The organism is Novosphingobium meiothermophilum (genome assembly GCF_003171715.1).
Lineage (GTDB): Bacteria > Pseudomonadota > Alphaproteobacteria > Sphingomonadales > Sphingomonadaceae > Novosphingobium > Novosphingobium meiothermophilum.
Genome location: NZ_QGHL01000007.1, coordinates 381,763 through 395,161, shown reverse-complemented (window position 1 = coordinate 395,161; position 13,399 = coordinate 381,763). Strand labels below are relative to the sequence as shown.

The window sequence follows — 13,399 nt, the reverse complement described above, 5'->3', positions numbered from 1 at the left end:
GGATCAAAGCTCCGCCACGAATGCCTGATAGGCCGCTTCGTCCATGAGACCGGCGAGTTCGGCAGGATCGGCAAGTGTCATCTTCCACAGCCAACCCTCCCCTTCCGGATCGGTGTTGACCAGCTCCGGCTCGTCCTCAAGCGCAGCATTGACCACAGTGACCTTGCCCGAAACAGGAGCATAGACATCCGAGGCGGCCTTCACGCTGTCGACCACCGAGGCGCTGTCACCGATGCCGACATCGGCGCCCGCTTCGGGCAGTTCGACAAATGTGATGTCGCCAAGCTGGCCCTGCGCGTAATCGGTGATCCCCACCGTCGCTTCATTGCCCTCGACCGCGATCCATTCGTGGTCCTTGGTGTAATAGCGGGTCATCAGGCGGCTCCTTTGCGATGGTAGCGATGGGGAACGAAGGGCATTGGCACGACCTGCGCCGCCAGCCTGCGGCCGCGCATGTCGATGGAAAGGGGCGTGCCGGGCGCCGCCAGAGCAGCGGGCACATAGGCCATGGCGATGGGGCGTTCGAGGCTGGGCGAAAAGCCGCCGGAAGTGACGGTGCCGACTTCGGCATCGCCTGAAAGCACCTTGGCGCCTTCGCGTGCGGCCATGCGTCCCTCGATCACAAGGCCGACACGGCGGGTTGCCGCACCGCTGGCAATCAGGGGAAGGATCACGTCCGCGCCGGGAAAGCCGCCTTCGCTGCGGCGGCGCTTGTTGATGCCGAATGCAAGGTCGGCACTCACAGGATCGAGCGCCTCGTTCATGTCATGGCCGTAAAGCGGCAGCCCGGCCTCAAGCCGCAAGCTGTCGCGTGCGCCAAGGCCGACGGGCTTGACCTGCGGCTGGGCGCAGACGAGATCGGCGATCTGTGCGGCACTTTCCGCGGGCACCGAAATCTCGAATCCATCCTCGCCGGTATAGCCTGTGCGGCTGATCCATGCTTCAACCCCGCCAAGTCGGAACTGCCCGCCGCGCATGAACGTGAGCGCGGAGAGCGGGTAATCGCCCGAAACCAGCGGCTCCAGCGCATCGAATGCCTTTGGCCCCTGAAGCGCGAAGAGCGCGCGGTCCTCCAGATGGTTCAGCGTGATACCATCGGGAAGGCTTTCGCGCAGGACAGCAAGATCGTCCCACTTGGTCGCGCCATTGACGACGAGATAGAACCCCTGTCCCCAGCGGCTGACCATCAGATCATCGAGGATACCGCCTGCCTCGTTCAGCAGGAGCGAATAGCGCACGCCGCCCAGCGGCAGTGTTGAAAGATCGATGGGAAGAACCGCTTCCAGCGCTGCTTCGATCCCTGCGCCCGAAACATGGATCTGGCCCATGTGCGAAACATCGAAGAAGCCTGCGCTGGAGCGTGTCCAGAGATGCTCGGCAATGATCCCTTCGAACTGGACAGGCATCCAGTAACCGGCAAACTCGACCATCCGTCCGCCTCTTTCGCGGTGCCAATGGTCAAGCGCAAGCGCCAGCGGACCGGCTGGTTCGCGTTCCTTGATCCGGTCAATTTCGTAAGTGTCGCTCACAAATATCGTTCCCGTGCAGTTCAGACGCCATGCGGCGCCCCCTCTGTCACGGAAACCTGAGAGCTTTCCCCCGCCCGCCTCTCCTGACGGGTTTGGATGGGGTTACCCCTTCGGCGGCCCTTCCCGTTACGGGAAGCGACTCTTTCCAGAGTGTCGCTGTTGACCCACGCGGTCCTTTTGCCTGAGAGATTCCGGGGCGGTTGCTCCTTCGGCGTCTCCCGATACTGAACGAATCGGGAAAGCTCTCCCGCGCGATCAGCGACGCTTCCTCTTCGCTGCACTGCAACGCACTGTCAACCGCAGTGCGGCAATCTTATCCCCGGCGCAGGATACGGCAAAACTCGTCATGGTGATGGACATGCCGGCCGCGCTGCTTCGCTCCGGCCAGCGCAAGGATCACGCGGGCAAGGTCTCTGTCCCTGACGGAACGGAACTTGCGCCATCTCCCTTGCAGCAGCAGATCGGCAAGCGGGCTTAGCATCATGCCGATGCGCTCCGCGGGACGAAACGTCCCGTCCCGGCGCCCCTTGAGCAGTCCCGGCCGCAGCAGGTCAAGCCGGTCAAACTGCATGCGGGCAAGCTTGTCCTCCACCTCGCCCTTGACCGAAAGGTAGAAGTTCCGAGCAGAGTACCGCGCGCCTGCCGAGGAAACGACAATCAGTTGCCGGGCGCCTGCTGCCTTTGCCGCCGCTGCACATTCCAGCACGAGATCGTGGTCCACGGCCCTGAACGCCTGGCGATCTCCGCCCACGGCACGGATTGTCGTGCCCAGCGCAATCACCACCGCGTACGGCCTGCCCGCCGCAATGGCATCGGGCCAGTGCGCAGTATCGGACAACAGCATTTCCATGCGCGCACCCTTGGGAAGCGGCACTTCGCGCCGGGCCACTGCCATCAGATGGATGTCAGGACGCTGCACCGCCTCGGCCATGACCGCGCGCCCGACAAGCCCGGTCGCCCCCAGCAGCACCACTCGTGTCTTTTCAGCCATGAGCCCGCGCAGACCTTGCCCCGCTAGACATTCCTTAGCCCTTCGGGCGTCCGGCCGAACAGGCGGGCATGACAGTCGATGGCATAACGGTCGGTCATGCCTGCGATGAAATCGGCGATGTGGCGTGTGCGCGCAGGTTCTTCGCCGGGCAGAGACAGCCGCCAGCTTTCAGGCATCAGCGCCGGGTCGGCCGCATAGGCCGCAAACAGCGCCGCAATCACGTCCCGCGCACGGTCGGCCGTCTGGCGCTGCTCCTCGTGCAGATAGAGCCGCTGATACATGAACTGCTTGAGCGCCCGCTCCTCTTCCCCCATCGCGGCCGAAAAAGTGGCCAGCGGCCGCCCGGCAAGGCGCACCTCGTCAGCGCTGGCAACGCCAGTTTCGCGGATATTGGCCGTAGCAGTTGCAATCACGTCGTTGACCATCCGTCCGATCTGCCCGCGCACCAGTTCGCGCAGAAGCCGGTCCTGCGGCGCACCGGGATAGCGGCGCTCGATCGTGCGCCACTGATCGGCCAGTGACGGCAGTTCGAGCAACTGGTCAAGACACAGGAACCCGGCGCGCAGGCCATCATCGATGTCGTGATTGTCGTAGGCGATGTCGTCGGAGATCGCCGCAACCTGCGCTTCCAGCGAGGCGAAGGTGCCGAGATCGAGCGGAAATGCTGCGTCCAGTTCGCGCAGCGCCCATGTCGGTTCAAGGATCGGGCCATTGTGCTTTGCCAGCCCTTCCAGCGTCTCCCACGAAAGGTTCAGCCCTTCGTGCCCGCAATAGGGGCTTTCAAGCCGCATCAGCACCCGCAGGGTATTGGCATTGTGATCGAACCCCCCTGCCCCGGCCATGGCTGCCTCAAGCGCATCTTCGCCGGCGTGGCCGAAAGGCGGATGGCCGATATCGTGAGCCAGGCACAGCGCCTCGGTCAGATCCTCGTCAAGCCCCAGCGCGCGGGCAATCACCCGCCCGATCTGCGCCACTTCCAGACTGTGGGTCAGCCGGACACGGTAGTGATCGCCATCGGGCGCAATGAAAACCTGCGTCTTGTGGCGCAGACGCCGAAAGGCGATCGAATGGATGATACGGTCACGGTCGCGCTGAAACGCGCTGCGCGGACCGCGCGATGCCTTGTCATCCAGTCCGAACTCGCGCCCTCGCGTGGCCGCAGGATCGCTGGCCCATGCAGCGCGCCCTTGCATCATCGCCGTATCAGCCCAGAATCCAGTCTGCCGCTGCCTCGGCATGGATCCGGGTGCAATCATAGATCGGCAGGACATTGGCATCGACATCGATCACCATGTCGAGCTCGGTGCAGGCAAGGATTGCAGCCTGCGCGCCGCGCTGCTCCATGTTGGTCAGCATGGTCTTGAAGCTGCGCTCTGCCGACCGGGTCGCCTTGCCCTGCATGAGTTCGTCATAGATGATGGCGTCGGTTTCCTCGACCTCCTCCATCACCGGCGGCAGCAGCGTGATGCCATGGCCGACCAGACGCTTGCGGTAGAAGCTTTCCATCACGACATAGCGCGTGCCAAGCAGTGCCGCCGTGGTCACACCATCAGCCTTGAGCCGCTGCGCCACGGCGTCGGCAATGTGGATCACCGGAACCGCAACGGCGGCAGCGACTTCGTCATAAACCTTGTGCATCGAGTTCGCGCCGATCAGCAGCGCCGTTGCCCCCGCCTGTTCAAGGCGGCGAGCACTATCGGCCAGAACGGCTGCCGCATGGCTCCATTCCTCGGCTGAAGACAACCGGGCCAGCCCATTGAAATCAAGGCTTTCAATCAGCAACGGCGCGCTCGAAAGCGTGGATGTGCGGGCCTGCACAAGCTGGTTGATATCTTCATAGTAGGTGCGCGTGGAAAACCAGCTCATGCCACCGATCAGGCCGATCTTTCTCAAGACATGTTCTCCCCAAGGCAGACCACCGCCCTTGTCGCGTCGGGCCTTACGCAACCCGGCCGGTCAGGTCCAGTCTCCGTGCAGACCCCGGTGTGCCAGCGTTTCCGGCATGATCCGGGTTCGTCAGCTTGCCGACTTTTTCTCTGGTGCAAATCCGCTGGCACAAAGGGCCGCCGCGCTGGCGGTCACGCCCAGCAGTTCGGCATCGCCCAGACGACGCACCGTATCGACATAATCGGCAAGGCTTCGCCTGGGCGCCCGCAACGACTGCAACCGCTGCAACTGTCCGATGTTCAGCCGGTCTGTCATCCGCTCTGCCATGCAGGCGGCATTCGGAGCGGAAAGGCCCGCATCGACCAGAGCCGAGCGGACCTTTCCGTAAGCCAGTTTCGAAGGCGAACATGCTGCCACCGCCAAGGCCGTGGCGATGACAGCGGCAGCCTTGTGCATCAGTGCTGCAACGCCTTGACGATGTCTTCGACCATCTTCTTGGCATCGGCCAGTAGCATCATCGTCTGGTCCATGTAGAACACGTCGTTGTCGACACCGGCATAGCCCACGCCGCCCATCGAGCGCTTGACGAAGAAGATCGTCTTGGCCTTGTCGACGTCGAACACCGGCATGCCGTAGATCGGGCTGGACTTGTCGGTCTTTGCCGCCGGGTTGACCACATCGTTGGCGCCGATGATGAAGGCCACGTCCGCCTGCGCGAACTCGCTCTGGATGTCTTCCAGTTCGAACACTTCGTCATAGGGCACGTTGGCTTCGGCGAGCAGCACGTTCATGTGTCCCGGCATGCGGCCCGCAACGGGGTGGATCGCATACTTGACGTTGACGCCTTCCTTCTTGAGCACGTCGGCCATCTCGCGCAGCGCGTGCTGCGCCTGGGACACGGCCATGCCGTAGCCCGGAATGATGATGACGTTCTCGGCTTCCTTCATCATGTAAGCCGCGTCTTCGGCCGATCCGCGCTTCCACGGACGCTGTTCGCGTGCTGCGCCGCCGGCGCCCGCAGACGCATCGGCGCCAAACCCGCCCGCGATCACCGAAAGGAACCCGCGGTTCATCGCCTTGCACATGATGTAGGAGAGGATCGCGCCTGAGGAGCCGACCAGCGCACCCGTCACGATCATCGCCGTGTTGTGCAGCGTGAAACCCATCGCCGCCGCGGCCCACCCGGAATAGGAGTTGAGCATCGAGACGACCACCGGCATGTCCGCCCCGCCGATCGGGATGATCAGCAGGAAGCCGATGATGAACGAGAGCACGGTGATCGTCGCAATCACCCATGCAGACTGGTCCTGCGTGAACCAGGCCACAAGGCCAAGGATCGCCAGAAGTGTGCCGAGGTTGAGCACATGGCGTCCCGGCAGCAGGATGGGCGATCCGCTCATCTTGCCTGCCAGCTTGAGGAAGGCGATGACCGAACCGGAGAAGGTTATGGCACCGATGGCGATGCCAAGGCCCAGTTCGATGCGGCTGACCGGGTTGATCTGTCCATCGGGCAGCATGATCCCGAAGGCATCGGGATTGAGATAGGCCGCAAGGCCCACCAGCACTGCCGCAAGACCCACCAGCGAGTGGAACGCCGCCACGAGCTGCGGCATGTCGGTCATCGCGATCTTGCGCGCGATGACGAAGCCGATGCCGCCGCCAATGGCGAGCGCGACGATGATTTCGGGCAGGCTGGCGATCGAGTGCGTAAGCAGCGTGGTCACGACCGCGATGGTCATGCCGATCATGCCATAGCGGTTGCCCGCGCGGCTCGTTGCAGGGCTGGACAGCCCGCGCAGCGCCAGAATGAACAGGACGCCGGAAACGAGATAGGCCAGCGCCACCCATGCGGCCGTGCCGCCGGCAGCCTCGGTTGCGGCTTGCGAAAGGAGCGTGAAGCGCATCACTTCTTCTCCTTCTTCTTGTACATCGCAAGCATGCGCTCAGTCACGGCAAACCCGCCGAAGATGTTGACCGAGGCCAGCACCACCGCGCCCAGCCCCAGCCACTTGGCCGAGGGGCTACCCGCCGCAGCCGACGCCACCAGCGCGCCGACCACGATCACCGATGAAATCGCATTCGTCACCGCCATAAGCGGTGTGTGCAGTGCCGGCGTGACCGACCAGACAACGTAATACCCGACAAAGCAGGCGAGCACGAAAATGCTCAGGATCGAAATGAAGTCCACGGTCTTCCCCCTCAGCCAAGCAGACGTTCGTTGACCACCTTGCCGCCCTGCGTGCACCGGATGGCGTTGCCGATTTCCTCGTCAAGAACAGGCTTGCCCTGTTCCTTGTCCCAGAAGGCCGACAGGAAGTTGAACAGGTTGCGCGCAAACAGCGCCGAAGCGTCGGCCGCCAGATGCGCGGGCGTATTCGCATAGCCGACGATCTTCACGCCATGCTTTTCGACCACCTGATCGGCCACAGAACCTTCAACATTCCCGCCCTGCGCCACGGCGAGGTCATAGATCACCGATCCGGGCTTCATCGTGGCGATCTGCGCATCCGAGATCAGGCGCGGTGCAGGGCGCCCCGGAATGAGCGCGGTCGTGATGACGATGTCCTGCTTGGCGATGTGCGCGCTGACCAGTTCGGCCTGAGCCTTCTGGTATTCCTCGCTCATTTCCGTGGCATAGCCACCGGCACCCTCGCCTTCGATACCAGCAACGCTCTCCACGAAGATCGGCTTGGCGCCGAGCGACTGGATCTGTTCCTTGGTGGCCGAGCGCACGTCGGTCGCCGAAACCTGCGCGCCGAGACGGCGGGCAGTGGCAATGGCCTGAAGCCCGGCAACGCCCACGCCCATGACGAAACACTTGGCAGCCGAGACCGTGCCCGCCGCCGTCATCATCATCGGAAACGCGCGGCCATAGAGGTTCGCAGCAACCAGCACCGCCTTGTATCCGGCAAGGTTCGACTGCGAGGACAGGATGTCCATCGACTGCGCGCGGGTGATGCGCGGCATGAACTCCATCGCCAGCGCTTCGTATCCGGCAGCGGCATAGGCATCAATGCGGGCACGCTTGCCGAAGGGATCAAGCCCAGCCACGATCCACGCGCCGGGATTGGCGCCCGCCAGCAGCTCCGGCTCCGGCCCCTGCACGCCCAGCACAATGTCCGCACCCACGACAGGATTGTCACAAACTTCCGCGCCCGCCGCGCGATATTCCTCGTCCGAGATGGAGGCCGTGATCCCCGCCCCGCTCTCAATCGCAACCTTCGCCCCAAGGGCAATGAACTTCTTGCACGTCTCCGGCGATGCCGAAACCCTCGTCTCCCCCGCCGCGCGTTCCCGAAGGACGGCGATCTTCATTGCCCCCGCCATGGTGCGGTTACTGGATTGCGAGGATGACGAGGAAAACGATCACGAAGATCGCCGGCGTCGACCACTTCACCATGTTGACGAAGCCTTCGTATGTGGCCTTGGCGGCCTTGATATCGTTTGCAGGAGCCATGTTCTTCCCCAATGTTGCTTGCGCCGCAAGTGGCGCGACGCTCATGCTCTAGCGACGGCCTGACCCAGGCTCAAGTGCCGACAGGGGCAATGGCTTGCCCCACGCTGCCGAACTCCGCTTCGAACACTGTCATCGCGCTTAATCGGGTCTTTACCCAAATATCCTACTGCTGCGCGCCTGACGGAAATGCGGGGGGAGTCAAAAGCAGAGGTTATGCACGAACCCGAACAGCGCCTTCTTATGCTTATCGACGATGAACCCGCGCAGTGCCGCCTGATATCGGCGCTCGCCTCGCGGGAAGGATGGCGCACGATCATTGCCCGCGATTCCGAAAGCGCCATTGCCACGCTGGGCACGCGTCAGGGGATGCAACTGGGTGCAATCATTCTCGACCAGTGGGTTCCCGGCGACGATGCCTGCTCGCTGATCGCCGAACTCAAGGCACGTCGTCCGGCCCTGCCCATCCTCATGCTCACCACCAGCAATTCACCCTTGCTTGCGGTCGAGGCGATGCGGGCCGGCGCAACCGATTATCTCATCAAGCCGGTTGCACCCGAACGGCTGTTGCAGGCGCTGCGCAGCGCCACCTCGCGCGAGACCGACGCAAGCGAACTGCAACCGCTGACCGAAAAGCTGGGCGCCCCGCTGGACTTCGATTCGATGATCGGTGCCGCTCCTGCCTTTCGCGCAGCGCTGGCGGTGGCGGCCAAGGCCGCACGCACCCATGCCAACGTCATGATCGAAGGTGAAAGCGGCACGGGCAAGGAAATGCTGGTGCGGGCGATGCACGCGGCAAGCCCGCGCGGCAAGATACCTCTGCGCATTCTCAATGCCGGCGCGCTTCCAGCCAACCAGATCGAATCCGCGCTGTTCGGCCACGAGAAGGGCGCTTTTGCCGGCGCCTTCGAGCGCCACGTCGGACTGCTGCAACACGCCGACGGCGGAACGCTGGTAATCGACGAGATTGACCGGGTTCCCGATGCGGTTCAGGAACGCCTTGTCCGCTTTCTTGAGCGCGGCGATGTGCAGCCGATCGGAGCGCGGCACTCTTTCCGGGTGGATGTGCGGCTGATTGCCTGCGCCAATGCGGGCTTGCGCGATCTGGTTGAAACCGGCGATTTCCGCGCGGAACTCCACCAGATGTTAGGCCAGACGCAGGTGCTGCTTCCCGCGCTGCGCGAACGTCCGGGCGACATCCCGGCGCTTGCCCGCCATTTCCTTGCCCGCATCGGCGAACAGCCGGGGTTGAGACCGCTGGGCATCACCGATGGCGCGCTGGCGCTGCTTGCCGCCTATGACTGGCCGGGCAATGTTCGGCAATTGCAGGCAACGCTGTTCCGCGCCGCCGTGTTCTGCGAGGGAGAGGCGCTGACGCCGCAGGATTTTCCGAACCTTTCCAACCTGATCGGTGAAGGCTACCGCCGCGTGCCACAGGTTTCGGATGGCGCGGGGATCACGCTCTTCGCACCCGATGGAAACCTGCGCCCGCTTGAGGAGATCGAGGCAGACGTGATTCGGCTGGCCATCGGGCACTATCGCGGGCGGATGACCGAGGTGGCGCGCAGGCTGGGCATCGGCCGTTCCACGCTCTACCGCAAGCTGTCGGAACTTGGCATCGACAACGCCGCCTGATTGGCGCTAGATCGCAGCCATGGCAGATCATGGCGAGTTTTCCGGGCGGGTGGCGCTTGTCACCGGGGCCGCATCGGGGATTGGCGCGGCCGTGGCGCGCTGGCTCGATGCACGCGGGATCGCCGAACTGGTGCTGATCGACCTTGATCGTCCTGCGCTCGATACGCTTGGCCTTGCCTGCAAGGTAAGGCCCTATGGCGGGGACGTTGCCGATCCCGCGCTGTGGAAGCTCTTGGAACGCGACATTGCCCGGCTCGATCACGCGGTGCTCAATGCAGGCATCGCCACCAGCGGCAACATAACCGACCTGGACATTGCCACCTGGCGCAAAACAATGTCGGCCAATCTTGACGGCATGTTCCTTTCGCTGCGCGCTGCCATGCGGCTGATGCAGCAGGCCCGCCGGGGGGCGATCGTGCTTACGGCATCGGTTTCGGGGATCAAGGCAGCAGCCGGAACGGCAGCCTATTCTGCATCGAAGGCCGCAACCATCCAGCTTGCCAAAGTGGCGGCGGCCGAAGCGGCTGGGCACGGGATTCGCGTCAATGCCATTGCCCCCGGCGGCGTCGACACCGCAATCTGGGACAAGGCCGATTGGTTTGCCCAGATGGCGCAAGAGCATGGCAGCCGCGAGGCAGCGCTTGCCGCCATGGCTTCCGGGGCTACGCCGCTTGGCCGCTTCGCCACGGCCGATGAAGTGGCGGCGCAGATCGGTTTCCTGCTGTCCGATGCTGCGGCGACGATCACCGGCACCTGTCTCGTGGCTGACGGCGGCGTTTCGCTCTGAACCGGGATTTCGGAAAGGCGTGACTTACGCCAACTGGCTGAAATCGGTCAGCGCCGCATCGCGCAGCCCCCGCCACACATGAAGCGCCTGCACCGTTTCGAAAACATCATGAACGCGCACCATCTGGCACCCGGCATCCATGGCCTTTGCCGCCAGCATGACTGATCCGGCCATGCGCCGGTGCGCGGCAACCTCGTTGGAAAGCGCCCCGATCATGCGCTTGCGGCTGGCGCCGAACAGGATCGGTTGCCCCAGCGCATGAAACAGCGGCAAGGCATTCACCAGCGCCAGATTCTGGGCAAGCGATTTGCCAAAACCGATGCCCGGATCGAGCAGAATGTTGTGGCGGGCAATACCTGCTGCCAGCGCGGCATCACGCCGCTCCTTCAGGGCATCGAACACATCAAGCACGACATCGGCGTATTGCCCGTCGGCATGAAGATCGCCATCGCTTCCCGGCGCGTGCATCAGCACCACTGGCACACCCGATTGCGCCACGATCTGCTTGGTCCGCGGATCGTGGCGCATGGCCGAAACATCATTGACGATATGTGCCCCTGCCGCGAGCGCGGCCTCGATCACGCTGGAGCGGCGGCTGTCGATCGAAATCGCGGCTCCTGATGACGCCAGCCTTTCGATCACCGGCACCACCCGCTTCACCTCGTCGCCTTCCCACACCGCAGCCGCGCCGGGGCGGGTTGATTCCCCGCCGACATCGATCACGGCCGCCCCGGCGGAAACCATGGCATGCGCATGGTCCAGCGCGGCCTCAGGATCGTCGAGGAACTTGCCACCGTCCGAAAAGCTGTCGGGCGTGACGTTGAGAATGCCCATGACCTGCGGTTGATCGAGCCGCACGGTGCGGGCGCCGCAAGCGAGCGGCGAGTGGACAAGGCGCAGGTTATCCCACTGCACCGCCGCTTCCGGCACGAGCGCATCGGGCAAAGCGCTGATCGCCTCCGGCACCTCGGCCGCGCCAAGCAACCGGCGCGAGACGACCTTTCCCCCATCGCGCACGATCAGCGCGAAGCGGCTGGCATAGACCAGCCCGCCACCCAGCCTTATCGCCGCGCCCTCTTCAGACTGCGGACTTTCGGCAAGGCCGATGGGGCGGATGTAAACCGTCTGCATCAGTCCTCGACAGCAAGGAGGTAAAGCTGGCGCAGCGCGTCGATAGGCTTGACCTCGCCTTCATGCTCGACATGCCAGAAGGTCCAGCCATTGCACGAGGGCGCGCCCTGAAGCCTGGCTCCCAGCCCGTGGATGGAGCCGGTCTCGCTGCCTGCCTGCAACGATCCGTCCGCGCGCACCACCGCCTCGAACCGCCCCTTTTTCGCCACAAGGCGCGTGCCCGGCGCCAGCCAGCCGCTTTCCACCAGCGCTCCGAAGGCAACCTTTGGCGCAGTGCGCTTCGACTGCATCGTCACCAGTGCAGATTCGTCGAGCGGCAGCGCCATCTCGATCCGCTCCTCGGCAACCTCGATGTAATCGGCTTCGCGCTCGCAGCCGATCCAGTCACGCCCCAGGCGTTTGGCCACCGCGCCCGTCGTGCCCGTGCCGAAGAACGGGTCGAGCACCACGTCGCCCTTGTTGGTCGTGGCCAGCATGACCCGGTACAGGAGGGCTTCGGGCTTTTGCGTCGGATGCGCCTTGGCGCCGTTGCGCCGCAGCCGCTCCGGGCCTGAACAGATCGGCAGAACCCAGTCAGAGCGCATCTGCAACTCGTCGTTGAGCGTTTTCATCGCACGATAGTTGAATGTGTATTTCGACTTTTCGCTTTTCGATGCCCAGATCAGCGTTTCATGGGCATTGGTAAAGCGCGTGCCCTTGAAGTTGGGCATCGGATTGGCCTTGCGCCAGATGATGTCGTTGAGAATCCAGAAGCCCAGATCCTGAAGGATCGTGCCCACGCGGAAGATATTGTGATAGCTGCCGATCACCCAGATCGAGCCATCCGGCTTGAGCAGGCGCCGCGCCTCGGTCAGCCATTCGCGGGTGAACTGATCGTAGGCGGCAAAGCTGGAGAACTTGTCCCAGTCGTTCGTCACGGCATCCACATGGCTGCCATCGGGCCGCGCCAGATCACCGCCAAGCTGGAGGTTGTAGGGCGGATCGGCAAAGATCATGTCGATCGAGGCATCGGGCAGCTTGCGCATTTCACCGATGCAGTCCCCGCGCAGGATGCGGTTGAGCGGCAAGGCGACATCGGCCTTGAGCACCTTGGCCGGGGCGGCCCGCAGCGCCCTTGCCGCCAGCTTGCTGCCCGTTGCACGTTCCTTGACCGCGGCCACCATATCTTGTCCCCGAACCTTGTGGATAAGCCCACCGTTTGAGTCATCGCGACTCGCACGTCAAGCCGCGACTCGCCAGAATTGCGCGAGTCGCTCAGTCAAGAAAACGAGAACGGAACGAGTCCGGATCGAGATGTTGAGTCCATCTGCGCCAAACAGACTCAAGATGTGGTGGTGCACCCCGAAAGCCGCATCACGGAATTATTTTTCAAAAGACAGAGCAAGCTGCGCCACCGGAGCAAAGCTGCGGCGATGGAACGGACTTGGACCGTGGAGCCGCAGCGCCGCCATGTGGGCAGCCGTGCCATAGCCTGCGTTGCGATCCCATCCATAGTGCGGATAGGCCAGTGCGGCCTCGCGCATGATCCGGTCACGATGCTCCTTGGCGATGATCGAGGCAGCCGAAATGCAAGGTTCACTGCCATCACCACCCACGATGGCGCGTGCGGGCCAGCACCACTGCCCCGCCCTGCCCTGCGGCGTCAGGTTCCCGTCGATCAGCACTTCGCCCACGGCCTCGCCCGACCCGAACTGGGCACACAGCGCCGCTACCGCCTTGGTCATGGCCAGCATCGTCGCGGTCAGAATGTTGATGCGGTCAATCTCCTCGGCCTCGACCACGCCCACCGCCCAGCGACAGGTCTGCTTGATCGCAGCTTCCAGCGCTGCCCGCCGCCTTGCCGAAAGCTTCTTGGAATCGGCAAGATCGTGTGGGTGCCCGCTGCCCAGCACTACGGCTGCGGCCACCACCGGTCCGGCCAGAGGCCCGCGCCCGGCCTCATCGACGCCGATGACAAGAGGGCACATTGCAGCGGGGCACGAAAG

Annotated in this window: 15 protein-coding genes and 2 riboswitches; of the genes, 2 read left to right on the top strand and 13 right to left on the bottom strand. The window is 63.8% G+C overall.

Features of this window, described 5'->3' with window-relative positions:
- Positions 1-3: 3 nt before the first annotated feature.
- The 10 genes from gcvH to DKM43_RS05970 all read right to left on the bottom strand — a co-directional run bounded on the left by gcvH (position 4) and on the right by DKM43_RS05970 (position 7,864).
- Positions 4-375, bottom strand: a complete 372-nt coding sequence (gene gcvH, locus DKM43_RS06015; protein ID WP_109797545.1) for a glycine cleavage system protein GcvH — start codon at positions 373-375, stop codon at positions 4-6.
- Positions 375-1,529: a glycine cleavage system aminomethyltransferase GcvT gene (gcvT, locus tag DKM43_RS06010; RefSeq protein ID WP_109797544.1), complete on the bottom strand. Its 1,155-nt coding sequence runs from the start codon at positions 1,527-1,529 to the stop codon at positions 375-377. The genes gcvH and gcvT overlap by 1 nt, the downstream gene beginning before the upstream one ends.
- Positions 1,530-1,562: 33 nt before the next feature.
- A riboswitch (glycine riboswitch) is annotated at positions 1,563-1,688 on the bottom strand.
- Positions 1,689-1,789: riboswitch (glycine riboswitch) on the bottom strand.
- 53 nt (positions 1,790-1,842) lie between these two features.
- On the bottom strand, positions 1,843-2,520 hold the full coding sequence (locus tag DKM43_RS06005; RefSeq protein ID WP_109797543.1) for an NAD(P)H-binding protein: 678 nt from the start codon (positions 2,518-2,520) through the stop codon (positions 1,843-1,845).
- A 23-nt stretch (positions 2,521-2,543) separates the two neighbouring features.
- Complete coding sequence (locus DKM43_RS06000) at positions 2,544-3,713, bottom strand: deoxyguanosinetriphosphate triphosphohydrolase (RefSeq protein ID WP_109798033.1); 1,170 nt, start codon at positions 3,711-3,713, stop codon at positions 2,544-2,546.
- A gap of 10 nt (positions 3,714-3,723) precedes the next feature.
- Entirely contained in the window at positions 3,724-4,413 is a 690-nt protein-coding gene (locus DKM43_RS05995; protein ID WP_109797542.1) for an aspartate/glutamate racemase family protein, read from the bottom strand.
- A 123-nt stretch (positions 4,414-4,536) separates the two neighbouring features.
- The gene (locus DKM43_RS05990) at positions 4,537-4,863 is read right to left on the bottom strand and encodes a hypothetical protein (protein ID WP_109797541.1); all 327 of its coding nucleotides are present in this window, start codon (positions 4,861-4,863) and stop codon (positions 4,537-4,539) included.
- Entirely contained in the window at positions 4,863-6,311 is a 1,449-nt protein-coding gene (locus tag DKM43_RS05985) for an NAD(P)(+) transhydrogenase (Re/Si-specific) subunit beta (RefSeq protein ID WP_109797540.1), read from the bottom strand. The genes DKM43_RS05990 and DKM43_RS05985 overlap by 1 nt, the downstream gene beginning before the upstream one ends.
- Positions 6,311-6,595 carry an NAD(P) transhydrogenase subunit alpha gene (locus DKM43_RS05980; RefSeq protein WP_109797539.1) on the bottom strand — a complete coding sequence of 95 codons (285 nt, stop codon included), beginning with the start codon at positions 6,593-6,595 and terminating at the stop codon, positions 6,311-6,313. The genes DKM43_RS05985 and DKM43_RS05980 overlap by 1 nt, the downstream gene beginning before the upstream one ends.
- An 11-nt stretch (positions 6,596-6,606) precedes the next feature.
- The gene (locus tag DKM43_RS05975; protein WP_109798032.1) at positions 6,607-7,722 is read right to left on the bottom strand and encodes an NAD(P) transhydrogenase subunit alpha; all 1,116 of its coding nucleotides are present in this window, start codon (positions 7,720-7,722) and stop codon (positions 6,607-6,609) included.
- Between the two features lie 19 nt (positions 7,723-7,741).
- On the bottom strand, positions 7,742-7,864 hold the full coding sequence (locus DKM43_RS05970; RefSeq protein ID WP_109797538.1) for an aa3-type cytochrome c oxidase subunit IV: 123 nt from the start codon (positions 7,862-7,864) through the stop codon (positions 7,742-7,744).
- Between the two features lie 213 nt (positions 7,865-8,077).
- Between DKM43_RS05970 and DKM43_RS05965 the strand changes: the two genes are divergently transcribed.
- The gene (locus DKM43_RS05965) at positions 8,078-9,496 is read left to right on the top strand and encodes a sigma-54-dependent transcriptional regulator (protein WP_109797537.1); all 1,419 of its coding nucleotides are present in this window, start codon (positions 8,078-8,080) and stop codon (positions 9,494-9,496) included.
- A gap of 19 nt (positions 9,497-9,515) precedes the next feature.
- Positions 9,516-10,283 (top strand): SDR family NAD(P)-dependent oxidoreductase, encoded by a 768-nt coding sequence (locus DKM43_RS05960; RefSeq protein WP_109797536.1) that lies wholly within the window; start codon positions 9,516-9,518, stop codon positions 10,281-10,283.
- A gap of 24 nt (positions 10,284-10,307) precedes the next feature.
- Here DKM43_RS05960 and folP read toward each other — a convergent pair whose 3' ends face one another.
- From folP to DKM43_RS05945, 3 genes are all read right to left on the bottom strand, one after another.
- The gene (gene folP / locus DKM43_RS05955; protein ID WP_109797535.1) at positions 10,308-11,417 is read right to left on the bottom strand and encodes a dihydropteroate synthase; all 1,110 of its coding nucleotides are present in this window, start codon (positions 11,415-11,417) and stop codon (positions 10,308-10,310) included.
- On the bottom strand, positions 11,414-12,577 hold the full coding sequence (locus DKM43_RS05950; RefSeq protein WP_109797534.1) for a site-specific DNA-methyltransferase: 1,164 nt from the start codon (positions 12,575-12,577) through the stop codon (positions 11,414-11,416). Before DKM43_RS05950 ends, folP begins: the two co-directional genes overlap by 4 nt.
- Before the next feature lie 198 nt (positions 12,578-12,775).
- On the bottom strand, positions 12,776-13,381 hold the full coding sequence (locus DKM43_RS05945) for a ribonuclease HII (protein ID WP_109797533.1): 606 nt from the start codon (positions 13,379-13,381) through the stop codon (positions 12,776-12,778).
- Positions 13,382-13,399 lie beyond the last annotated feature (18 nt).